The sequence below is a fragment of the Paenibacillus thalictri genome (genome assembly GCF_004307995.1).
Taxonomy (GTDB): Bacteria; Bacillota; Bacilli; order Paenibacillales; family NBRC-103111; genus Paenibacillus_AF; species Paenibacillus_AF thalictri.
In genome coordinates this window covers 296453-318274 of the sequence record NZ_SIRE01000002.1, presented here as the reverse complement: position 1 = coordinate 318274, position 21822 = coordinate 296453, and the positions used below count along the sequence as shown (strand labels likewise).

The 21822-nt window shown below is 50.3% G+C and carries 23 protein-coding genes; 18 read left to right on the top strand and 5 right to left on the bottom strand.

All coding sequences use genetic code 11. The features are described from left to right. Positions 1 to 565 precede the first annotated feature (565 nt). Both EYB31_RS01655 and EYB31_RS01650 read left to right on the top strand, forming a co-directional pair. Positions 566 to 790 (top strand): helix-turn-helix domain-containing protein, encoded by a 225-nt coding sequence (locus EYB31_RS01655; RefSeq protein ID WP_010493958.1) that lies wholly within the window; start codon positions 566 to 568, stop codon positions 788 to 790. A gap of 230 nt (positions 791 to 1020) precedes the next feature. After that, positions 1021 to 1281, top strand: coding sequence for a hypothetical protein (locus EYB31_RS01650; protein ID WP_131011514.1), 261 nt, complete (start codon positions 1021 to 1023; stop codon positions 1279 to 1281). 19 nt (positions 1282 to 1300) lie between these two features. On the opposite strand, the gene EYB31_RS01645 is transcribed toward EYB31_RS01650, so the two are convergent. Continuing rightward, positions 1301 to 1693, bottom strand: a complete 393-nt coding sequence (locus tag EYB31_RS01645; RefSeq protein WP_131011513.1) for a pepsin/retropepsin-like aspartic protease family protein — start codon at positions 1691 to 1693, stop codon at positions 1301 to 1303. Next, a complete protein-coding gene (locus tag EYB31_RS01640) occupies positions 1693 to 1950 on the bottom strand; it encodes a hypothetical protein (protein ID WP_131011512.1) in 258 nt (85 codons plus the stop codon). Before EYB31_RS01640 ends, EYB31_RS01645 begins: the two co-directional genes overlap by 1 nt. Positions 1951 to 2262: 312 nt before the next feature. Here EYB31_RS01640 and EYB31_RS01635 point away from each other — a divergent pair, with 312 nt between their 5' ends. From EYB31_RS01635 to EYB31_RS01595, 9 genes are all read left to right on the top strand, one after another. After that, positions 2263 to 3183, top strand: a complete 921-nt coding sequence (locus EYB31_RS01635; protein ID WP_131011511.1) for an L-lactate dehydrogenase — start codon at positions 2263 to 2265, stop codon at positions 3181 to 3183. Between the two features lie 231 nt (positions 3184 to 3414). Continuing rightward, positions 3415 to 5739, top strand: a complete 2325-nt coding sequence (locus EYB31_RS01630) for a helix-turn-helix domain-containing protein (RefSeq protein ID WP_131011510.1) — start codon at positions 3415 to 3417, stop codon at positions 5737 to 5739. A 146-nt stretch (positions 5740 to 5885) separates the two neighbouring features. Further along, the gene (locus EYB31_RS01625) at positions 5886 to 7535 is read left to right on the top strand and encodes an extracellular solute-binding protein (RefSeq protein WP_131011509.1); all 1650 of its coding nucleotides are present in this window, start codon (positions 5886 to 5888) and stop codon (positions 7533 to 7535) included. 65 nt (positions 7536 to 7600) lie between these two features. After that, positions 7601 to 8512: an ABC transporter permease gene (locus EYB31_RS01620; protein ID WP_131011508.1), complete on the top strand. Its 912-nt coding sequence runs from the start codon at positions 7601 to 7603 to the stop codon at positions 8510 to 8512. A 14-nt stretch (positions 8513 to 8526) separates the two neighbouring features. Further along, positions 8527 to 9408, top strand: a complete 882-nt coding sequence (locus EYB31_RS01615; protein ID WP_131011507.1) for a carbohydrate ABC transporter permease — start codon at positions 8527 to 8529, stop codon at positions 9406 to 9408. Positions 9409 to 9626: 218 nt separating this feature from the next. Beyond that, a complete protein-coding gene (locus tag EYB31_RS01610; RefSeq protein ID WP_131011506.1) occupies positions 9627 to 10127 on the top strand; it encodes a TRAP transporter small permease in 501 nt (166 codons plus the stop codon). Next, positions 10127 to 11419 carry a TRAP transporter large permease gene (locus EYB31_RS01605; protein WP_338119890.1) on the top strand — a complete coding sequence of 431 codons (1293 nt, stop codon included), beginning with the start codon at positions 10127 to 10129 and terminating at the stop codon, positions 11417 to 11419. Before EYB31_RS01610 ends, EYB31_RS01605 begins: the two co-directional genes overlap by 1 nt. Before the next feature lie 113 nt (positions 11420 to 11532). Beyond that, positions 11533 to 12609, top strand: a complete 1077-nt coding sequence (locus EYB31_RS01600; RefSeq protein ID WP_206105417.1) for a TRAP transporter substrate-binding protein — start codon at positions 11533 to 11535, stop codon at positions 12607 to 12609. Between the two features lie 721 nt (positions 12610 to 13330). After that, positions 13331 to 14086 (top strand): response regulator transcription factor, encoded by a 756-nt coding sequence (locus EYB31_RS01595; protein ID WP_131011505.1) that lies wholly within the window; start codon positions 13331 to 13333, stop codon positions 14084 to 14086. Between the two features lie 42 nt (positions 14087 to 14128). Here EYB31_RS01595 and EYB31_RS01590 read toward each other — a convergent pair whose 3' ends face one another. Continuing rightward, positions 14129 to 14308, bottom strand: a complete 180-nt coding sequence (locus EYB31_RS01590; protein ID WP_131011504.1) for a hypothetical protein — start codon at positions 14306 to 14308, stop codon at positions 14129 to 14131. Between the two features lie 17 nt (positions 14309 to 14325). Beyond that, a complete protein-coding gene (locus EYB31_RS01585) occupies positions 14326 to 14619 on the bottom strand; it encodes a hypothetical protein (protein ID WP_131011503.1) in 294 nt (97 codons plus the stop codon). 208 nt (positions 14620 to 14827) lie between these two features. On the opposite strand from EYB31_RS01585, the gene EYB31_RS01580 reads away from it, so the two are divergent. The 6 genes from EYB31_RS01580 to hisJ all read left to right on the top strand — a co-directional run bounded on the left by EYB31_RS01580 (position 14828) and on the right by hisJ (position 20661). Next, positions 14828 to 15883: an SIS domain-containing protein gene (locus EYB31_RS01580; RefSeq protein ID WP_131011502.1), complete on the top strand. Its 1056-nt coding sequence runs from the start codon at positions 14828 to 14830 to the stop codon at positions 15881 to 15883. Between the two features lie 18 nt (positions 15884 to 15901). After that, on the top strand, positions 15902 to 16696 hold the full coding sequence (locus tag EYB31_RS01575) for a DeoR/GlpR family DNA-binding transcription regulator (RefSeq protein WP_131011501.1): 795 nt from the start codon (positions 15902 to 15904) through the stop codon (positions 16694 to 16696). Between the two features lie 90 nt (positions 16697 to 16786). Next, positions 16787 to 17737, top strand: coding sequence for an ROK family protein (locus EYB31_RS01570; RefSeq protein WP_131011500.1), 951 nt, complete (start codon positions 16787 to 16789; stop codon positions 17735 to 17737). Positions 17738 to 17849: 112 nt separating this feature from the next. After that, the gene (locus EYB31_RS01565) at positions 17850 to 18719 is read left to right on the top strand and encodes a class II fructose-bisphosphate aldolase (protein ID WP_170318200.1); all 870 of its coding nucleotides are present in this window, start codon (positions 17850 to 17852) and stop codon (positions 18717 to 18719) included. Positions 18720 to 18733: 14 nt separating this feature from the next. Continuing rightward, positions 18734 to 19678, top strand: coding sequence for a 1-phosphofructokinase (pfkB, locus tag EYB31_RS01560; protein WP_240761995.1), 945 nt, complete (start codon positions 18734 to 18736; stop codon positions 19676 to 19678). 149 nt (positions 19679 to 19827) lie between these two features. Beyond that, positions 19828 to 20661, top strand: coding sequence for a histidinol-phosphatase HisJ (hisJ, locus tag EYB31_RS01555; protein WP_131011498.1), 834 nt, complete (start codon positions 19828 to 19830; stop codon positions 20659 to 20661). A 60-nt stretch (positions 20662 to 20721) separates the two neighbouring features. On the opposite strand, the gene EYB31_RS01550 is transcribed toward hisJ, so the two are convergent. Continuing rightward, positions 20722 to 21156, bottom strand: coding sequence for a MarR family winged helix-turn-helix transcriptional regulator (locus EYB31_RS01550; protein ID WP_131011497.1), 435 nt, complete (start codon positions 21154 to 21156; stop codon positions 20722 to 20724). Between the two features lie 196 nt (positions 21157 to 21352). Here EYB31_RS01550 and EYB31_RS01545 point away from each other — a divergent pair, with 196 nt between their 5' ends. Then, a complete protein-coding gene (locus tag EYB31_RS01545) occupies positions 21353 to 21787 on the top strand; it encodes a MarR family winged helix-turn-helix transcriptional regulator (protein ID WP_131011496.1) in 435 nt (144 codons plus the stop codon). The last annotated feature ends 35 nt before the right edge of the window (positions 21788 to 21822 follow it).

Genomic DNA, 21822 nt, shown 5'->3' with positions numbered 1-21822 from the left:
CTCTGGCGTAATCTTTTATTATCTACGTCTCCTTCAAAATGAATTGGAGCTGCTGCGTAGCACATTCATTGACATATGCTCAATCGAAGTACCAAGCGATGAGTTGTTTATTTTATAGACAAGTTGACAAGCGAACGAATTAAAGAGAGGATGCAGATTACGAAAATGTTGTTAAAGTAACTGCCTTTTCTTCGGCGCATTCGGAAATCTATTTGATAAGGAAATGCCTAAGAGCAGGTCTATCCCAAGGAGCCGGTCGTTTCGGAAAAATTCGAAGCGATGGTTAGCTTGTCTGTGATGAACAGCGGCCGGCGGCGCGTACCGAGTTATGGCGTACCCAACGTCGTATTGGATCGATGCCTCCGGGCTGGTTCGCGACCGGACTCAAGGGCCGATGAGCAAGGCGGCGATGAAAGCTTGGCTGCGGGAGTAGCCGGGGAATCCGCCTATTTTTTTGCAACGGCGCTGTCTTTCGCACCAATGGAGCTACTTTCTCATACTATATTTTTGACTGTATCCCTACACCTTGTAACATACAAAACCCGGGCAAGGAGGGGTGACTCCATTGAAGGGCAGCGATCATAAAAGTAAATTTCTATTAACAAACCGTGAACGCGAGGTCTTTGAACTGTTGGTCCAAGACAAAACGACCAAGGATATTGCACAGCAGTTGTTCATCAGCGAAAAGACTGTGCGTAACCATATTTCCAATGTGATGCAGAAGTTGAACGTGAAGGGCCGTTCGCAAGCGGTTGTAGAGCTGATAAAGCTCGGGGAGCTTCAAATCTGACACAACAGTACAAACGTGTCGCAGAAAATTAGCCTTCTTTTCACGCTTTCCTGACGGGAAGCGGGAGGAGAGGGCTATTGGTTTTTTTGGGGGAACATGCGTCAAGGAAATTGCCCTCATTATGCATACTGAACGCCATCCGTTAATGGTAAAATGAACCATAGAATACTTAAGCATACCGTGTTCAATTCAATGCTTATTATCCGTTCAGAATAATGGAGGGATGGCTGATGAAATGGCAACAGGTTAGAGAGTTGTTCCCTGACCAGTATATTTTGCTATCGGTGCGTGGTTATATCGAGCAAGAGGATAAGAAAATCGTAACGGAAGTGGAGCCGATTCGAGTCATTAACGCGAAGGACGCAAACAAGGCGTTTTTTAAAGTTGAGCCGGGTAATATTGTTTACCATACCGGAAACTTGGAATGCGTTATCCATTTGCGGAAAGATCCGTGGATGAAAGTGAGGTGCGGTCATGAAGCTTCAAGATGAGGTTCGCACGGCTGCCGCTTTATGGTGTAGCATACCTTATCTGCATCGTTTCGAAATCTATCTTCAGTCCGGTTCTTAGCATATAATCAATCCCAATAATGCCATCAAATCCATAAGGATCCTGTATTGAACCGAGCTGTAAACAAAACGAAGGTAAGCTTATGGAATCAATCCTGATATTGTTAACTAATTGCTCGTAACAAGCCTCGCTGGTTTCACCTATTCCATACATTCGCTTCACGGTTCCGTTAATGAAGTCGGGATACAACCCTGCAACTGCCAGGACATCTGTATCAAAAATTGTAGCGGCACAACCTGTATCAAACAGCACATTGGTTAATTCAACGGTATAATTATTGTATTCGATGGATAAAGAAACAATTGGCAACCCATGAATGATTCGAATCTGCATTAGTGTTGTCTCATCCCGGAAAAGAACTCTTCAACCACTTCAACGATCTCACGGCTAGTATGGAAGATATAAAGCTCCCGCGCTGGGTCTTCTTTGTGATACTGTTTGTACCCTTCCCAAGCTTCCTTGGAGTCCTTATATTCGTTCACCACGGACATTTCTTCAATGGTTCGAATCCGGTTTTGGGAGGTGGCTTTAAGAGCCTCAACCAACACAAGCCGATTCGGATAAATTTTGGTGATTTCGTTCCATTTCATGGTTAATCCCCCTTTGTGGCTTGGATAAAATAAGTATAACACAAGCTCCGAGGGACAGGATGTATTCCAAACCACATCATAAATCTGACACAACAGTACAAACGTGTCGCAGAAAATTAGCCTTCTTTTCACGCTTTCCTGCCGGGAAGCGGGAGGAGAGGGCTATTTGGTTTGTTCGCCCGAGATAACTTTTCGAGTGATTTCCCTCACTTTCGCAAGATGCTTTAATGCTTTACAATTAGAATTGCCGAATGAAGCCAAAAACAGAGATTTCCGTTTTTTTCCGGATAGAAGATGATGGGGGAAACAAATATGAGCAAAACAAGAATTGTCATTATCGGAGCAGGGGCAGTTGGCTCGACAACCGCTTATACGCTGCTGCTTAGAAACCGGGTGGACGAGCTGGTGCTGATTGACTCTAACCAGCACAAGGCCGCAGGGGATGCGCTGGACATGAACCACGGCATGCCGTTTCTTGGCGGAGCTAAGCTGTGGGCGGGCACATACGAGGATTGCCGCGATGCCGATATTATCATCATTACGGCCGGAGCCGCGCAGAAGGAAGGGGAAACCCGTACCGATCTGCTGAAACGGAACGTTTCCATTTTGGACAGCATCATTACAGAGGTGTTGAAGCACAACAGCACCGGTATTTTGCTGATTGCCTCCAACCCAGTCGATATTATGAGTTATTTCTCCTTGAAAAAGTCAGGCTGGCCGGTGAACCGCGTCATCGGGTCGGGCACGCTGCTGGACAGCGCCAGATTCCGCTATTTGATCGGCAGCGAGCTGAATATCGACCCGCGCAGCGTTCATGCTCATATTATCGGGGAGCACGGGGATTCCGAGCTGCCGGTGTGGAGCCTCGCCAACGTAGCCGGCACGGAGCTTGCGCTTAGCGAAGAAATTAAGGCGGATATTTACGCCAATACCCGCGACGCGGCTTACCAGATCATCAACGCCAAAGGCGCCACTTATTATGCCATCGCGCTGGCGCTGGACAGAATATGTACGGCGATTCTTCACGACGAAGGGGCCGTTCTGAACGTATCGACCTTGCTTGAGAATTACCACGGCATCTCCGACGTATATCTCGGCGTGCCTTGCATTGTTGACCGCCAAGGCGTAAGAGAAGTGCTGCAGCTGAAGCTGTCGGCTGACGAGCAGGAACTGCTGCAGCGTTCGGCGGACAAGCTGAAAGGCTTGATCGGTTCGATAACACTTGGGAATTAAAGCCCTACGGGTTCATCGTCCCACTTTACAAAAAATTTAGCCTTCTCTTTACGCTTTCCTGCCGGGAAGCGAACGGGAGGGCTATTTGCTTTAAGCCGAGTGTGTTATAGTAGAAGTAGAAAATACGTTTTTTCTTAGTATACATCACGAATGAAAGCGTTTACTAAATGTTGTGGTTCTGCTCCAAGATGTGCGCTTGTTCGTGTAGAAACAGTCAGGGGTTGAGAACTTATGCAAGTGATAAAAAATAAATTATTTCAAAAAATTCTGATGTATTTTCTCTCGCTGTTAATCCCGATTATTATCATTGGTCTCACTTCGTATCTGAACGAAGACCAGATCGTCAAAAACGACGTGTCGCAAAAGCTGGCCGCCAATTTGAAGTTTTCCTCCCGCACGGTTGACATATATTTGGAAATGGCGCAATCCACAAACAACAATTTATTTTTAAGTGATATCGTACAGCAGCATCTGAAACCTTACTCGCAGCTGACCGATGCGGAAAAAGTCAATCTGCCGCTGATCGTTAGAGCGATTGTGCAGAACCGCAACACCATCAGCTCGTTTATCGATCATATATTTTTGTATATCGATACCGATCGGGTATACTCCAGCGAAGGGTTGTTTAACTTCAATACGTTTTTTGATCAATTTTACTCCTTAAATGATTACAACAAAGACTATTGGAAACAACGCCTCGGCAGCAGCAGCTTTTTCGAATTGCTGCGCCCCACCAAGGTAGAGCAGTTTTATGGCTCGCACGGTCAAATGGTCATTCCCAGCGTTTCAACTCAATATGTGAACGGCAAACTCGCCACGATGGTGACCAGTTTGTCTGTACCTGCCATTTCTTCATCTTTGAACAACAACTCGCTGTATCCTTCGACTTCTTATTTCATTATGGACAGCAAACGAAAAGTGATCTTAAACAGCGGCAAATGGGATGAGGAATCACTTGGGCATGTCAGCGGACTGTTTCCCGGAGCTCAGAACATTCAATTGGCGAAGCTGAACAATACCGAAGTACTGATCGTGCATGCGCCGTCCGGTTCTTTCGGATGGGACTATTATTCGGTAACCCCGGTGTCGGCATTCAGCGGGGAATCATCCGGCATTTTGAACGTCGTATTCTGGATTTGTCTCAGCCTTGTCATCATCGGCATTTTGTTTTCGTTTTTATTCAGCGTCAATCTGTACAATCCGATCAAAAACATTAAAGATGTTCTAATCCGCGAAGAGAAGGAAATCGAGGTGCACAACGAGCTGCGCAGCGGCGATGAATTCAAGATGATCCGCAGCAGGATCCACCAATTGGTCGAGCAAAACCGGAACGCTGCGCTGACGCTAAATCAGTACTCGAGCGAGCTGCTCGATCAGTTTTTCACTAATCTGATTAAAGCGCATCCGTGGGTACAGCAGGAAATACCAACCCGGATATTGGGCAAACTTGGCTTTGACGGCAGTTATTACTCCTGCTGCTGCTTTATGTTTGACTATAAAAATCGCTTTTTTCACGAACTGTCGGAAGGTGACCGCCTCCTGATTCAGGAGAAGATGAAAAATGTGCTGTGGGGTCTCATGCAGCGGCATGTGTCCTGTTATGTGCTGGAGCTGGACCCGAATCTGTATGTGTGCATCATGAACCTGAAGCAAGAAGAGGAGCGGCAGCAGCTGAATCAGGCGCTCGACAACATCAAGAGCACCTTTGAGTACGATATGATCTACTGCGAGCTGAAAATTGGACTTGGCAAAATCTATTCGAAAATCGGCGATATCGCCAAATCGTACAGCGACGCGATCACGGCTATTGTGCAAGGCACGGGGCATTCCGATGTGACGATTGCCGACGCTGCAGATTTTGTTATTGAACAAACGTATTTTTATTCCTTTCTGGATGAGAATAAAATCGCCAACGGCTTTAAAACCGGCAACATGGAGACGCTTCGTACCGAAGTGGAGGGTTTGGTCCAGTTTAATATGAACAGGGGCGTTTCCTACGTGTATTTGGGTGCTCTGCTGGCCGAACTGATGAATACGGGCATCCGTTACATTCATGAGCGGCAAATCCCGCTGCATACGCTGCTGACGGAAGACCAATACGCCATTCTGGCGAGCCGGAACATGTCACCGGGCGAGTTCCGCGAACGGATCGAGCGGTTGCTGAAGTTTTACGAACGCATCGTCGCCGAAACAACGGTCAAATCGGAACCGAAAGCCGGTGCGGTCATCACGCTGATCACAGGTTATATCGAAAATCATTATGCCGAAAACATTTACCTGGAACATATCGCCGACGAAATCGGCTTGTCGCCGAAATATGTTTCACGTCTGTTCAAAGAAACGACCGGAACAAGCATCACGGATTATATCAGTCTGGTGCGGATGGCCAAAGCCAAGGAACTGCTTGCGGAGACCGATCTGAAAATCAGCGAAGTGTCCGAGCGGATCGGCATTTTAAGCCGCACCACCTTCTTGCGGATATTCAAAAAATACGAGGGAATTTCGCCGATGGACTACCGGACTTCCATAGCGCGCAAGCAAAATGAAGCAAAGTAGACTTTTTAGCGCATGGTGGAAATTTGAATCATCGCGCCGCATATGGAAATTCGGAACATGAAGCGCTGCAATGGATATGTTATGTGATTCGAGATGATGTTAGTGTTGATTGTGCAGGACAACAAACATTTTTAGGGAGGTTCAATATGCATAAGAAAGCTAACTTAAAAACGAGGGTCATTATGACAGGCTGTGCCGTATTGCTGCCTGCGAGCTTGCTCGCTGCATGCGGAGGCGGAACGCCTGCGGCCAAACCGGCCGACACCAAACCAAATTCAACGGCAGCGCCTGCTGCGTCCGGAGGAGCGGCAGCACCGGCAGCACCGGCTGCGCCCCTCGAGCTTACATGGATGAGATACGAGCATCCTTCGCAGGCGATTATTAATGATTCGTTGGCGCTTAAGGAATTTCAAAAGAGAAAAAACGTCAAGCTGACTATGCAAAACGTCCCGCAAAGCAACTATGACGACAAAAAGAAAACGCTGATCGCCACAAATACAACACCGGATGTCATGCTTGTTAAGCAAGACGATATCCAGAACTATGCGGATACGGGTATTTTCCTTGATCTGACACCTTATTTGGACAAGATGCCGAATTTGAAGAAGGTCATCGAACAGCAGCCGGACATCAGCAAAAACAAAATTGACGGCAAATTGTACGGCTTCCCTCTGGCTGCAAGTTACGCCGGCTCCGGCGGTCAGCTGGCTATGCTGCGTGTCGATACAGTGGAAAAGGTAGGCGCCAAGGTGCCTTCGACGTATGACGAACTGTATGAAGTATTCAAAAAGATCAAGGCGGCTAATCCCGAATCTTATCCGTTTACGGCTCGTGCAGCCAATGGCTTGACCGGTACGGAAAACTTGCTGAATCCAATTACTTTTGCTTTTGGCAGCGGTTACACCACGTTTAACGGATCCAAAGTGTATTATGAGCCAAAGGAAAAGAAATATAAATTCGGCCCGAATTCCCCCGAGTTTAAAGATGCCGTCGCTTGGCTGAACAAGTTGTACAAAGAGAAGCTGCTTGATCCCGATTATGCTACGGCAACATCGCAAATTTGGCAGGAGAAACTGAGCGCGAACAAAGCGTTCTATTTCCAAGACAACAATGGTTTCGCCAACCAGTTTAATATCGCATTGCAAAAATCCGATCCTAAAGCGAAGTTTGACCTGATTCCGACATTGTCGGCGCCTAACGGCACAAAACGCAACCTGATTTATGCCAAAGGTCATCTTTCCGAATCGTATGTGTTGAATGCGAAAGTAAAAAATCCGGAGAAAGTCATTGAATTTATGGATTGGCTGTATTCGGACGAAGGTTCGAATTTGACCAGCTTTGGTCTGCAAGGCGAGCATTACACGCTGACCAACGGAGAATACAAGATGGCGGATGCGCTTTATAACAAATATAAAGACGACAAAACGCCGAACTATTCGTTGTCTTCCGCATTTGGCTTAGGTTACCTCGGCTTTGCGGTGCTGGAAGATACGCGTCTTGGCAATACGTTTGCTACCCAACAATCGCTTGAGTGGGAGAAAAAATCGAATGAGATGGAAAAAGCCGGCGAAAGCGTACGCTTCGTAAGCGACCCTCCGTTCACCAAAGAAGAGCGTGAGAAGCTGAAGCAGCTCAGATCGCAGCTGGATTCGTACCTCACTCGGAACATGGACAAATTTATTATGACAGACGGCGCGCTTGCCAAAGATTGGGACGGCTTCGTAGCTGAACTGAAAAAACAAGGCTCCGACCAGCTTGAAAAAATTTATAACGACGCATTGGCTCGTGTAAAATAATCAGCGGAAAAAGGGGAACAGGCAAAGTCCCGTTCCCCTTCTTCTAAAGAAGGGAAGGTCTTGGTATGGTATCGGCTTCAGGAGCCAGGAAAAAATTCACTAGAAGTATTCCTTTGTATTTGATTTTTGCTCTGCCTTTTATTTATTTTGTTATTTTTCATTACGCTCCGATGGTCGGCAATTTGATGGCTTTTCAAGATTATTCGATCGTAAGAGGTTTTTTTGACAGCCCTTGGGTAGGCTTCAAATATTTCAATCAGTTTTTGTTCGATTCTTATTTTTGGCAAGTTGTCCGCAACACGCTGCTGATTAACTTATATTCGCTGATTTTCTTTTTTCCGTCTTCGATTATTTTTGCCTTATTGCTTAACGAGCTTCGGGTTCAGTTTTTCAAGCGCTTTTTGCAGACAGTTACGTACGTCCCGCATTTCTTATCCACGGTTGTAGTAGCCGGGATGCTGGTCAACTTTTTATCCACCGACGGTTTAATCAATGGCCTGATCAAATGGTTAGGCGGTACGCCAAAAACATTTATGTCCTTGCCCGAATGGTTCCGAACTATTTTTGTCGGCTCGGAAATATGGCAAAACATGGGTTGGAACTCGATTATTTTCTTAGCTGCGCTCACCTCCATCGATCCCCAGCTGTACGAAGCCGCTACGGTTGACGGCGCGAATCGCTGGAACAAAATGCTGCATATTACATTGCCCGGCATATCTACCGTGGTCACGATTATGTTGCTCCTGACGCTCGGAAAAATGATGACGGTCGGCTTTGAGAAAGTTATATTGCTTTACAGCGGTCCGACCTACGATACCGCTGACGTCATCCAGACGTACATTTATCGCCGTGGCTTGATCGACAGCGACTTCAGCTTTGCTTCTGCAGTCGGTATCTTCCAGTCGATCATCGCGTTTATCATGGTCATCTCGGCAAATATGATATCCAAGAAAATCAACGGAACAAGGTTGTTCTAGAAGGAGACCCCATCATGTACAAAAGACGCATTCTCGATGGCGGGCGCATATTCGATATATGCAATGTGCTGTTCATGCTGCTTCTGGTCATCGTTACGATTTACCCGCTTTACTACATGGGGATCGTGTCGATCAGCGCCGGCGATGCCGTTAACCGAGGGGAAGTCTACTTCCTTCCGAAAGGTCTGAATCTGCAAGCTTACGATGTGATTATGAAAGATCCGGCTATTTTGCGTTCATATGCCAATACCTTGTTTTATACATCCGCCGGTGTCGTGATTAACCTGATTATGACCGCACTTTGCGCGTATCCATTATCCCGAGGGCATCTGTACGGTCGGGGATTGATTTCATTATTCGTCATCTTTACGATGTTCTTCGATAGCGGTCTGATTCCGCGTTATATGGTCGTTCATTCGCTGCACATGGTAAATACCGTTTGGGCGATATTGATTCCGACGGCGATTAACGTGTTTAACATGATCTTAATGCGGACGTTTTTTGAAAATATCCCGGACTCTCTGCATGAATCGGCAACAGTGGACGGGGCGGGCGAATTCCGTATCCTCGTGCGGGTGGTGCTGCCGCTTTCGCTGCCGGTTATGGCCACCATGTTCCTTTTCTATGCGGTAGCCCATTGGAACAGCTTTTTCCCGGCGCTGATTTACTTAAACGAGAAAAATCTGTATCCGATGCAAATTATACTCCGAAATATCGTTATTGCCGGAGATATGGCCTCGCAAACGACAAGCGCGGGAGCGGAGGAGCTCGCCGTCATGAGCTTGAATATTAAATATGCGACGGTATATGTCGCCATTCTTCCGGTGCTTGTGCTGTATCCGTTCGTGCAGAAATATTTTGTTCAAGGTGCAATGGTCGGTTCTGTAAAAGGCTGAGGCAGAGCGTGTCTGTTATGCACATAATAAGCGTCGTCAACAGTCTATAGCCTTCTTTCCACTTTCCCCCGGGAATGTGAAAAGAAGGCTGTTTGCTTTTTCCTAAAAAAATTACAAATAAATCTAAAACCCCGGGCGTTATCAAACGCAATGAAAGCCTTTACAATGAGTTACGAGCCGAAAACACTGCATGTTACCACACAAAAGGGGGACAACGATTGAAAACGTTAAAACGGATCGCTTTGCTGATCGACAGCTTTTTCGAAAATTTTGCGCTTGTGGCGTTGGCGTCGATGACCATTATCGTCACGATACAAGTCATTACCCGAAAGCTGTTCAATCACGTATTTTTTTGGTCGGAGGAAATCACTTTGCTGCTGATGGTCTGGTTTTCATTTATGGGCATCGCCATCGGCTTCCGGGAGAAATTGCACATGGCGATGGACAGTGTGACCAAGTTTTTCCCGAAGATCGTCAACCGAGTGCTGGACAAAGTCATCAATATCTGCATTTTTTTGTTCGGACTGTATCTGGTCGTCAACGGATGGGATTTCACCGTGCTGATGAACGAATCGACACTTCCGGCCACCCAAATGCCCAACAGCGTATTGTATGCCGTCATGCCGCTTACCGGCGTGATGATCTGCGTATATTCCTTCCTGCAGTTCATCGGCATTGACACCATCAGGCATCACGGCATAGAGGAGGTGTCCGAGTAATGAATACGATGGCTATATTGATTCTTGTCGCCAGCTTTATCGCTCTTATTGTTCTGAGGTTTCCGATTTCGATTACACTTGCCGGGTCGACGCTGCTTACGCTGATGTATCTGGACGTTCCTTGGGTTGTCGTAGGACAGCGGATGATTCAAGGAATCAACTCTTTCCCGCTGCTCACGATTCCGTTTTTTATTTTGGCCGGTCAAATTATGAGCGCCGGGGGCATGGCCGTACGGCTGGTCAATTTTGCGCAGCTGTTTGTCGGGGCCGTCCGCGGCGGTCTGGCGATGGTTAACTGTGTGGCGTGTATGTTTTTTGGCAACATATCCGGTTCGGCGGTAGCGGACGTTTCGTCCATCGGTTCCGTTTTGATTCCGGCGATGAAGAAAAAAGGGTATTCCGCAGATTATGCGGTAGCCGTAACCACTTCGGCGGCGATTCAAGGCGTTGTCGTACCGCCCAGCCACAACCTGGTGTTGTTCTCGATCGCAGCCGGCGGCGTGTCCATCTCCAGCTTGTTTCTAGGCGGTATCGTACCGGGACTTTGCTTGTTGTTCACCTTGATGGCGATTTCGTATTTCATTGCGGTTAAGCGCAACTACCCGAAGGGGGATCCGGTCAAATGGGCCGACGTTCCGAAAATCGTGCGCGACGGCTTCTTGTCGCTTTTGACGGGCGTAATCATCCTTGGCGGGATATTAAGCGGCTGGTTTACGGCGACGGAATCGGGCGCAATGGCTTGCGCGTATGCGTTTATCCTTACCTTCTTTGTATACCGCGATGTGCCGCTCAGCGGCATGTACATGATCCTCAAACGGACGTTCCGCACGGTGGCGATGGTGTTGTTTTTGATCGCGGCTTCCGACGCGTTTGGTTGGATTCTGGCTTACTTGAAAATTCCGGCTTTGGTTACCGAGATGTTCTTGGGCATCTCCAGCAATCCGTACATCATTTTGCTGCTGATTAACGTTCTGCTGCTGATTCTCGGCTTCCCGATGGATATGGCTCCGATGATCCTCATCATGACGCCGATTTTGCTTCCTGTTGTTGTAGCGCTTGGCGTCGATCCGGTCCACTTCGGCATTATCATGATTTTGAACTGCGGTATTGGGCTCATAACGCCTCCCGTCGGGACGGTCCTATTCGTCGGATGCGCGATAGGGCGGGTTTCGGTCGATCAGGCGACCAAGGCGTCATGGCCGTTTTTCTTCGCGATGTGCGGTGTACTGCTTATATTGACGTACGTTCCGGAAATTACGCTGTGGCTGCCACATATGATTAACGGCAAATAGCGGGCTAAAAAAATTACAAATAATCATAAAATGGCTCATGTATGATCTGAATGCGCTTTCAACTATACTAAATTTCGAGTAACAATCATGATTGATAAGGGGAGAAGACCACGATGAAAAAATTAATGACCGGAGCGGTTGCGACAGTAGTTCTTGCAAGTATGATGTTGGCGGGATGCGGAAGCGCAGGAAACAGCAAACCGAGCAGCGGTGGCGCAAGCAGTGCCGGCGGTGCGGGCAGCCAGCCGGCGGCCGGAACAGCGGCCAAACCGGAAGATAAGAAGCCGAGTCTGACGTTCCGTCTTGCCGATACGCATCCTCCGGATTATCCGACGGTCATGGGCGACAAGAAGTTTGCCGAATTGGTCAGCCAAAAAACAAACGGCCGCATCAAAATCGACGTGTATCCATCTTCCCAATTGGGTGAAGAGAAGGCCGTCGTTGAACAAGTACAGCTTGGCGCCATCGAATTTACCCGCGTCAGCAGCGGCGCTGTTGCAGACTTCAACAAACCGATGGGCGTATTCAGCTTACCGTACATCTTCGACAGCGAAGAACATGAGTGGAAATTCCTGAACAGTGCGGACGGCAACAAGCTGCTTGACGGAATGTCCGGTTCCAAACTGATCGGCCTCGCCTATTACGATTCCGGGGCACGTCATTTCTACAGCCGCAAGCCGGTTAAATCCGTTGCCGATATCAAAGGCCAAAAAATCCGCGTCATTCAAAATAAAATCAACATCGACCTAGTCGAATCGCTGGGCGCAAGCGCTACGCCAATGCCGTACGGCGACGTGTTCAGCGCACTGCAAACCGGCGTTATCGATGCGGCCGAGAACAACTGGCCAAGTTTCGATACGTCCAACCACTACAGCGTTGCCAAAAATATGATTTTGGACGGCCACCAGCGTGTGCCTGAGCTGTTGATGATGAGCAAGGCCGCTTTCGATAAATTGTCTGACGAAGACAAGAAAATCGTCAAGCAAGCGGCGCTTGATTCCGTTCAATACCAACGCGACGAATGGAAGAAATTCGAGAAGAAATCCGAAGAGAAAATCCGCGCTGCCGGCGTTACGATTACGGAAGTCAAAGATGTGAAGCCTTGGCAGGACGCCGTTAAACCGGCCATCGACAAGTACCGTGCGGAATTCAAGGATGTGCTTGAGGCTATCGACAAAGCAAGAAAATAATCAATCGCATATAGGTAATCTAAAGAGGAGGGGCTTTTAGTTGAGGCCGCTGAAAAAGCAGCTTAAGTGAGCGAAATCATGCTGGAGAAGTGCCGGCGATCACTTTTGTCCCCGAATTTCACCTGCGGCAAGCAGGTCAATTCAAGAAATTCGCGGACAATGGGTGATCGTAAGCATGATACGCTCACGGAGCTTTCACTTTTTCAGTGGCCTCGCTTTTGGTGAAGCCCTCTTTTTTAACAGTTCATTTCAATTGCCTCACATCTATGAGAATAAGCTGGTGGTCATTAAAGATTCGGGCGAGGTGTCCGACTCTTTTCATCGAATTCATACTAGCAGAACGATGCGGAACACTCTGAAGACCTATCACATACGAATCGTCACGGCCCAACGCTAACGGACAGCGGCGCGCTTATTTGGCAAAAAAGTGAAGGTTATCATTTTTAACGGACAGAGCCGCGCTTATTCGCTCAAAAAGTCAGGGAAACCACAGGTGATAGGCAAAATAAGGACTCTGGTGTCCATTGCATTTGGCAAACCTCTGATATTGTTTAAATTGCGGCGCTCATGTCCGATAGAGGGGGCAGACTGGAAAAAACTCAGCCTACTGTTTATGATGAAAGTAATGCGATGCGTAAAAGCCGCGTTTTCGCTAGCAACGCGCTACTCGCCGGATCAGCTTACCGCTTGCCGCACCATGAGCATAAGAAGGAGGGGAACGATGCATTCGGTTTTGTTAATAGAAGATGAACGATGGGTGCGCACCGCGATCAAACGGACGGTCGAACGAACCGGCTTGCCGTTTCAGGTCGCAGGGGAATGCGCGAACGGACTGGAAGCGCTGGACTGGCTGAGCGGGAACAAGGTTGATCTTATTATGGCAGACATCCGGATGCCCGTGATGGACGGACTTACGTTTGTGGATCGGCTTCGCGAACGCGGAGGCCAGGAAGCGGTGGTCATGATCAGCGGTCACGACGATTTTGCCTATGTTCAGCACGCGCTGCGGGCAGGCGTCTTCGATTACCTACTGAAGCCGGTCGAGGCGGAGGACATGACAAAATGTCTTGAAAAATGGATGAAAATGAAGGCGGCTTCAGAAACGGCGCCAACCGCCAGCAGAGTCAAAGACGTTCACGAAATGTCTCCGGTCGAGCAGGTGATCCGCCTCATCCGCGAACGTTTGCCGGGTGATATTACATTGACGGAAGCCGCCGCTGCGGTTCATTTGAATCCAAGTTACTTAAGCCAGCTGTTCAAGCAGCGGATGCATCAGACCTTTGTCGAATATGTGCTGCAGATGCGGATGGACGAAGCGGAACAGCTATTGACCCATACGTCGCTGCGCATATCGGAAATCGCGGGCCGGCTCGGCTATGCGGATATCTCTTATTTCAGCAATACATTCAAACGGTTGAAAGGCAGCTCGCCGTCGGAGTTCCGCAAGTCGATCGGCGCAGCTGATTTGATTAGATAAAAATAACCCCCTCACAGTGTGAAGGGGTTTTTCCTTGTTGGATTAAGTCCGGAATTTTTTGACCACGTATTCGACAATCTCGGAAACGATAATGACGACGGCCAGACAGCCCACCGCATAAGGAACGACAAGCGGCACGACACGCAGATCATGGATGTGGATAAGCTTGAGAAACAGCGGGTAAAACAGCAGCATAACGACCCAAATCCCCGTTTTGACCATACGTACGTACCCGGAGATTAAGTAAGCCGAATGATGCTGATGACTTTATCATCCTGAGCGACTTTAAGAATATGTTTGGACTTGTCGTAGCTGACCATCCCCGAACCGATCTCCATTACCGGGTCAGCCCCCAGACCGTAGAACAAATCGTCAGCCATCGTGCGGATGCACTCGCGTTGTTCCTCTGCATTCATCTCCTGCCAATCCTGCTCCGGCATTTCGAAGAAACTGTAAATATCTTCTATCTGTACGACGGCTTCGGTCATTTCATCAATAATGTCGGCGTACTCTCTTCCGAATTTCACACCCATCTTATAAACACCTCTCCATAATCGCTCAATGAATTGTACATGATATAGGGTAACTATAGCATAATTATTGCCGGCTTGTTAGATAACAGATGAGCAGGATGCAATAAAAATCATATTTTTGAAATAAAAAATCAAAATTATGATTGAAACTTTAAAAATATTGCGGTAAACTAAATACATATTACGGACTGGAGAGGTGTTTTGGACTATGACGACATTCGGACAGTTTACTTATCCGGAAATTTCAGCCCAAGCGGAAGCGCTGCAGGCTGCTTGGACACAACTTGACAATCAGCAGGATTGGATCGATCGTTACTTAGCAAATCCGCAATTTGATGAAGTTATTTTTATCGGTTCGGGCTCATCTTATTACCAGGCTCTTACGATGGCCGCTACATTCCGCAAATGGACGGGACGCAGCGCCACGGCGCATCCTTCAAGCGAAATTTATTTGTTCCGTGAACAAGCCGTACCTGCCGGCAAAAAAGTGCTGGTCATCGGCGTTTCCCGATCCGGCGAGTCGACCGAAGTAATTCTGGCGCTGGAATCGGTTCACTCCCTGCCGAATTGGACAATCGCCGGCATTTCTTGCTACGAAGACAGCACGATGGCGAAGCTGGCCGAATGTTTGATTTCTCCGTTAGGCAAAGAAACAAGCACCGTCATGACCAAATCGCTCAGCAGCATGACCTTTATGATGCAGGCGGCAATCGCACTGGCGGCTCACAATGGCGAACTGTCCGGCGAATTGGAGCGGGTGATGAACTTGGACGGCGGCGTTGTCAAAGCAGCCGATGCGTTTATCAAACCTATCGTGGACCAAGGTTCCTTTAATAAATATATTTACCTCGGAATGGGTGCTTATGTCGGACTTGGCCTTGAAGCCAGCCTGAAAATAAAGGAAATGTCTTATGTTTGGACGGAAAGCCACGGCACGCTGGAATTCCGCCATGGCCCGAAATCCGTAGTTGACCCGGGTACGCTGGTATGTTTACTTGTATCCGAGCAAGCGCGCGCATATGAGCTTAAAGTGGCGCAGGAGATGCAGGAATACGGCGCGTTTGTGCTGCTGATCACGGCCAAGGCGGGGGAAGATACGGCGTTTGCCAACGCGGTGTTTGAGATCGGAGCGGAAGACGTATCCGACGAAGCGAGAAGCGTGCTTTATTTGCCGGCGCTGCAATATCTCGGTTTTTATACGGCGCTGCATAAAAATGTCGATCCGGATTCGCCGAAAAATTTGACCCAAGTCGTGAAAATTTAAAGCAGGAGGCTGAAGGTTATGGGCGCAGATGAATTGTCCAAGGGCGATAAGCGGCGCGAAGCCATCATGCAGGAAATCAAGCGCCAAGGGAAGATTACGGTCCAGGAAATCATCGATACGTTCCATTGCTCGGAAGCGACTGCCCGGCGGGATCTGGATTTGCTTGTGAAAAAAGGCGGCTTGTTCCGCAGTCTTGGCGGGGTGCGGCTTGATACGGTAAGCATCGAGCTGCCCTTCAATGAGAAGCGGGAATTGCTGCTGCTGGAAAAAGAAGCGATCGCCGAGAAGGCGGCTTCGATGGTCGAACCCGGCGATATCGTCGGGCTGACCGGCGGAACAACGACGTTTCTGATCGCGCGGCACTTGAAGCGCCACCGGCATATTACGGTGGTGACGAATGCGGTTAACATCGCGATGGAGCTCGCCGACAGCGGCGTACAAATCGTGCTGACCGGCGGCGTGATGCGTTCCAACAGCTTTGAGCTGTGCGGACCGCTCGCAGAGAAAATCGTGGATTCGCTGAACATCGGCAAGATGTTTATGGGTGTCGACGGAATTACCGCCGAGCACGGGCTGACGACGTTTTCGGAGCAAGAAGCGGACATCGCGCGGCTGATGATCAAACGTTCGATTCAAACGATCGCTGTGTTCGACCGCACGAAGGTGGGACGTACCTCGCTGTTCAGCGCCGCCCCGCTTTCCACCGTCAGCGCTTGCATCACGGACGCGCCGGTAGGCGGATCCGTAGCGGATATGCTGGGCAGATTGGGCGTCCCTGTGCATGTGGCGGGTGCAGACCAAACAAGGGGATAACGTCCCGGTGCTGAGAAGCCGGCTTTTTGAACACGTGCTTTAACGGAAAAGACGGCTGCTGACTGCCGATCTTACAGATGGGGTGAGGACATGATCGGATATGTAGGAATCGATATCGGCGGCACCAATGTGGTATGCGGCATCGTAAGCGAGAACGGCGATGTGCTGGGCATGGCCAAGCTGGCGACGGAAGCGCAAGGCGGCTTTCAGCACGTAACGTCGCGGGTGGCGGAAGCGGTGCGCCAGCTGATGGCCACAGTGCCGGAAGTGAGCTGCGCGGCTGTGGGAGTCGGCGTGCCGGGTTTTGTCGATCACGAGCGGGGAATCGCCGTTAAGGCGGTTAATCTCGGCTGGGACAATATACCGCTGGCGGATGAGCTGAGCCGTCATTTGGGGTTGCCCGTCTATATCAACAATGACGTGCGAATGTACATCTATGGCGAAGCGGTAGCGGGGGCCGGCAAAAACCACCGTTACGTGCTTGGCATCACGCTTGGAACAGGCATCGCCGCGGCATCCGTATTTAATGGCGAGCTGCATTACGGCAGCGGCTTCCGGGCCGGCGAGCTGGGGCATTTCGGGATGCCGGGCATCCCTTACAAATGCGTTTGCGGGCTGACCGGCTGCCTGGAGACGATCGCTTGCGCCAACGGCATCGCGCGGCAGGCCAGAGAAGCGTTGGCCGAAGGCGAGCCAAGCGTGCTGGGCGAGTGGTTCTCGGCCGACACGTCAGGGCTCACGGCGGCGGATGTCACGCGCGCTTACGATGCGGGCGACCCACTTGCCCAGCGCATCATGAGCCACACGGGTACGATGCTCGCACGCGGGCTCGCGCCGGCAATTTCCTTGACGAGCCCGGATGTGCTTGTCATCGGCGGCGGAGCGGCGAAAGCCGGGGACCGGCTGTTCGGACCGATGCGCGAGGAGCTTGAGCGGACCGTGCACCCGATGTATATGGAAGGACTGACGATTTCGGTGGCGCACCGGCTCGAGGATGCCGGTGTCGTCGGCAGCGCGTTGTACGCCCGCTCGCGGGTGTAGCGCTCACTGCCCCTTGATGTAAACGAAACTGCGGAACGTTTGACGAATTTTGCCTGACATACAACAACAGCTATCTACCCATTTCATTTATTCAGCATGAGGAGGAACTATTATGCCACTCGTTTCGTCAACGCCGCTGCTGGCGGCGGCAAGAGCTCATAAGTACGGAGTAGGCGCTTTTAACGTGCACACGCTGGAAATGCTGCAAGCGGTCGTGGAAGCGGCCGAGGAAACGCAATCGCCGTTAATTTTGCAAACCACTGTCGGTACGGTTAAGCATTTGGGACCCGAATATATCGTTGCTGCCGCGAATGTCGCGGCCAATCTGGCCAGCGTGCCGATTGCGCTGCATCTGGATCATTGCACCGATTTCGATTTGATCGTGCGCTGTATCCGCGCCGGATACACGTCGGTGATGATCGACGCTTCGATGCATCCGTTCGCCGAGAATGTCCGTCTGACGCAGAAGGTCGTCGAAGTGGCGCGGGCTGCGGGAGTGAACATTGAAGCCGAGCTGGGCAAAGTTGGCGGCGTGGAAGACGATATCGTCGTGGCCGAGCATGACGCGCTGATGGCCGATCCCGACGAGTGCGCGCGGTTTGTCGAGCTGACGGGCGTGCCGACACTCGCTCCAGCGATCGGTACTGCACACGGTATGTACAAAGGCGAGCCGAACATCGATTTCGACCGTATCGGTTTGATCGCATCGAAGGTTGACGTGCCGCTTGTGCTGCACGGCGGATCCGGTATTCCCGAAGAGCAGGTGAAACGCTGCGTATCGCTGGGTATGGCCAAGATGAACATCGCAACCGAAATTCGCATCGTTTTCTCGGATGCCATCAAGAGCATTTTTGCGCAAAATCCGGATGAAAACGATCCGCGTAAATATATGGTTCCCGCGAAGAAAGCGGTCAAAGAAGCAGCGATTGCCAAGATGACGATGCTCGGCAGCATCGGCAAAGCCAAAGACGCAGGCAAATAAGGGGCGGGCTTAAGATGAGCATAATCACAACCGTGACGATGAACGCGGCGATCGATAAAACTTATTATGTTCCCCGCTTTCCGCTTGGGAAAGTGACAAGAGTTTCCGGCATGATTGCCGACGCCGGAGGCAAAGGGATCAATGTCGCACGTGTTGCTTCGCTACTGGGAGCGCAAGTGACCGCATCCGGATTTGCCGGCGGCAGCAACGGCCGTTTTATCGAAAGCGAGCTGGCGAAATTGGGAATCGCTCACGATTTTGTGCACGTTGAAGGCGAATCCAGGCTTTGTCTTAACATTATGGACGAAGAAGCGGGGACGTCGACCGAGCTGCTGGAGCCTGGTCCGACGGTGCCGCAGGAGCAATATGAGCAATTAAAGATGACCGTGAAGCAGCTCGCCGGGCGCTCCCGCGTCCTTTGCTTCAGCGGCAGCATGCCGGCCGGCGTGCCTGTGGAGTCGTACGCGGAGCTTGTCGCGATCGCGCGGCAGGCGGGCGCTACGGTGCTGCTGGACGCCAGCGGCGAAGCGCTGGTCCGCGGCATCACCGCCGCGCCGTTTATGATCAAGCCCAACGAAGACGAAGCGGCGGTACTGCTTGGCGGCCCGCTTGACGCCGGCGGCAGCGAATGCAGGCAGCAGCTTGCCCGGCTTGCGGCGGCAGGCATCGCCTGCGTGATCGTTTCGCTGGGCGCGGACGGCGCGGTGGCCTTGTGGGACAACCGCCTGTACCGCATCCGTGTGCCACGCATTAGCGCGGTCAACACCGTCGGCAGCGGCGATGCCTTCACGGCCGGATTTGCCGTTGCCCTTGCCGAAGGCCGGGCACCGGAAGAGTGTCTGCGGCTGGCCGCCGCAGCCGGCTCTGCCAACGCGCTGCAAAGACGCGCCGGCTGGATCGACGTCAGCGATGTCCGGAGCTTGGCGGAGCAAATTGCGGTCGAACCGATGAGCGTGTAACCTGAGAGTCATTAACGGGGCCATATGTGGATGCACAGTGCCGGCAAATCATTTTTATCAGGTGCCATGTTACGCCTTGAAGTGGTAAAATAATGGGGATCGAAGGCGCCTCATGATTTTACTGAAACAAACTGAAAGGTTGTGGCCGCATGACTGTATATAAGTGGGACGGGCATACGCATACTAAATTTTGTTACCATGGCAGCAGCGACGACCAGGAGTTGTATCTGGACCGTGCAGCCGAATTGGGATTCGAACGTTATACGATCAGCGAACACCCGCCGCTGCCCGAAGGGTGGGTAGACAGTGCCCAACTGATGAAGGAACTGGCGATGCCGGAGAGCGAGCTGCCTGCGTATATGGCCTATGCGCAAGCGATGAAGCGGAAATACGAAGGCAAGCTGGAAGTAACGGTCGGTCTGGAGCTGGATTATTTGCACGGAGCGCTGCCGTTTACCGAACGGATCGTCGACCGTTGGCATAACGAGCTGGAGGATGTCGTTTATTCAGTGCATTATTTGCCTTCGGCAGGGGGAAGAAGCTGCATCGATTTTACAGCGGACGACTTCAGGGAAAACTTGCTGTCCTATTACGGTACGATGGAAAAAGTGGTGGAGGAGTATTACAACCACGTAGAGCTCGCTATCGAGTGGGCGGCCAAGCTGCCGATGCGCAAGCGAATCGGTCATATTAACTTGATCGAGAAGTTCCGTCTTGTTTTGCCGGAGGTGGATGAAGCGCAAATCGAGCGGCGTTTGAAGGCGATCGTTCCGAAGCTCGTCAGCGCCGGGGTAGGCATCGATGTGAACACGGCGGGGCTCAGGGTACCGACATGCGGCAAACCTTATGTGCCGGAATGGTTTTTGCAGGAATGTTTACGCAGCGGAGTGTCGTGTATATACGGATCGGATTCCCACCGGCCGGATCATGTGGGTACGGGATGGGAATGGTACGAAGCTCAGCTCAAACTGTCGCAATCGTAACTTATAGTTTAACATCCGCCGAAGAGAGCGCCGCTCCTTCGGCTTATTTATGTTCGCGGACTATTCCCGCTTATCTTCGTTGTTCAAAATGCTCCTGAATATGCGGATCAGATGCTGCGAATCCTCATGAGATACGCTGCTGAAGAAACCTTCGATCACTTGCTTGCGGTGCTCGCGTATTCGGGTGAGCATCTCCCGCCCCTGGGGCGTGATCTCCAAATAAACGACCCTGCGGTCTTCCTCCGAACGTTTTCTTTCCGTATACCCCGCGGAAATCAGCTTATCGGCAAGCGCCGTAATGGCCCCGGCGGTGAAGCAAAGCGCGTCGGCGACCTGCGATACCTTCAGCGGCCCTTCCCTTTCAAGTTTCTCCAAAATAAAACCTTGCGAGGCGGAGAAGCCATTTTCCTCAAAAGAATTCCAGCCGGTCTTAATCCGCTGAAACACCTGCCTGCATACCTCCTCCAGTTCAAATATGTCGCGACTGTCTGGCATAGACGTCTCCTTTACTTTAGAACAGATTTATCTTTATTCTATCACAAACTTTTTTGAAAAAAATGTGTTGACGTCTTATTTTTCCATATGATAATTTAGTTAGGAAATGTTTTAAGGTAAAAACATTTTTTATTAAAAAATTTTAAAGGAAAAGCTTCTATCTGTTAAAGGAGTAAGGGGAAGGAGTAGAGAGACTGTGGATTGGGAGAAGAGATTGCACGAGTTTGAACAATTGATTCAATTGGGCATCAGGCAATCCCGGGGAGTCCCGCCGCCGATCGTCAAAAACTTGTCGAAGCAGCAGTTGCTGCTGATGTTTACGCTGAATTGCACGGGCCGCAAAACCGTCAGCGAGCTGGCGGAGGAACTTCAGCTGTCTGCCAGCGCGACAACGATCGCGATCAACCGGCTGGTCCGGGATAAATACATTGAGCGTACCCGGGATGAGACGGATCGCAGGCTCGTATGGGTGCAATTGTCGGACTCGGCGCGGGAAATCGTGGAGAAGATCCGCAAGCAGAGAAATGACATGCTGGTGAGATTGTTTAACAACGTGACTGTGGAGGAAGTGGATCAATTTCTTGCCATCGCGCGAAAAATGCTGCAAGGGCCTGAGCATAAGCAGCCATAAGGATTTGGACGTAAAAAGAGAGGAGCAACGGCAAT

Excerpts from the sequence above, each read along its gene's own strand:
- EYB31_RS01650 (WP_131011514.1), top strand. The coding sequence starts at position 1,021 with ATGAAATGGCAACAGGTTAGAGAGTTGTTCCCTGACCAGTATATTTTG.
- EYB31_RS01645 (WP_131011513.1), bottom strand. The coding sequence starts at position 1,693 with ATGCAGATTCGAATCATTCATGGGTTGCCAATTGTTTCTTTATCCATC.
- EYB31_RS01640 (WP_131011512.1), bottom strand. The coding sequence starts at position 1,950 with ATGAAATGGAACGAAATCACCAAAATTTATCCGAATCGGCTTGTGTTG.
- EYB31_RS01635 (WP_131011511.1), top strand. The coding sequence starts at position 2,263 with ATGAGCAAAACAAGAATTGTCATTATCGGAGCAGGGGCAGTTGGCTCG.
- EYB31_RS01630 (WP_131011510.1), top strand. The coding sequence starts at position 3,415 with ATGCAAGTGATAAAAAATAAATTATTTCAAAAAATTCTGATGTATTTT.
- EYB31_RS01625 (WP_131011509.1), top strand. The coding sequence starts at position 5,886 with ATGCATAAGAAAGCTAACTTAAAAACGAGGGTCATTATGACAGGCTGT.
- EYB31_RS01620 (WP_131011508.1), top strand. The coding sequence starts at position 7,601 with ATGGTATCGGCTTCAGGAGCCAGGAAAAAATTCACTAGAAGTATTCCT.
- EYB31_RS01615 (WP_131011507.1), top strand. The coding sequence starts at position 8,527 with ATGTACAAAAGACGCATTCTCGATGGCGGGCGCATATTCGATATATGC.
- EYB31_RS01605 (WP_338119890.1), top strand. The coding sequence starts at position 10,127 with ATGAATACGATGGCTATATTGATTCTTGTCGCCAGCTTTATCGCTCTT.
- EYB31_RS01600 (WP_206105417.1), top strand. The coding sequence starts at position 11,533 with ATGAAAAAATTAATGACCGGAGCGGTTGCGACAGTAGTTCTTGCAAGT.
- EYB31_RS01595 (WP_131011505.1), top strand. The coding sequence starts at position 13,331 with ATGCATTCGGTTTTGTTAATAGAAGATGAACGATGGGTGCGCACCGCG.
- EYB31_RS01590 (WP_131011504.1), bottom strand. The coding sequence starts at position 14,308 with ATGGTCAAAACGGGGATTTGGGTCGTTATGCTGCTGTTTTACCCGCTG.
- EYB31_RS01585 (WP_131011503.1), bottom strand. The coding sequence starts at position 14,619 with ATGGGTGTGAAATTCGGAAGAGAGTACGCCGACATTATTGATGAAATG.
- EYB31_RS01580 (WP_131011502.1), top strand. The coding sequence starts at position 14,828 with ATGACGACATTCGGACAGTTTACTTATCCGGAAATTTCAGCCCAAGCG.
- EYB31_RS01575 (WP_131011501.1), top strand. The coding sequence starts at position 15,902 with ATGGGCGCAGATGAATTGTCCAAGGGCGATAAGCGGCGCGAAGCCATC.
- EYB31_RS01570 (WP_131011500.1), top strand. The coding sequence starts at position 16,787 with ATGATCGGATATGTAGGAATCGATATCGGCGGCACCAATGTGGTATGC.
- EYB31_RS01565 (WP_170318200.1), top strand. The coding sequence starts at position 17,850 with ATGCCACTCGTTTCGTCAACGCCGCTGCTGGCGGCGGCAAGAGCTCAT.
- pfkB (WP_240761995.1), top strand. The coding sequence starts at position 18,734 with ATGAGCATAATCACAACCGTGACGATGAACGCGGCGATCGATAAAACT.
- hisJ (WP_131011498.1), top strand. The coding sequence starts at position 19,828 with ATGACTGTATATAAGTGGGACGGGCATACGCATACTAAATTTTGTTAC.
- EYB31_RS01550 (WP_131011497.1), bottom strand. The coding sequence starts at position 21,156 with ATGCCAGACAGTCGCGACATATTTGAACTGGAGGAGGTATGCAGGCAG.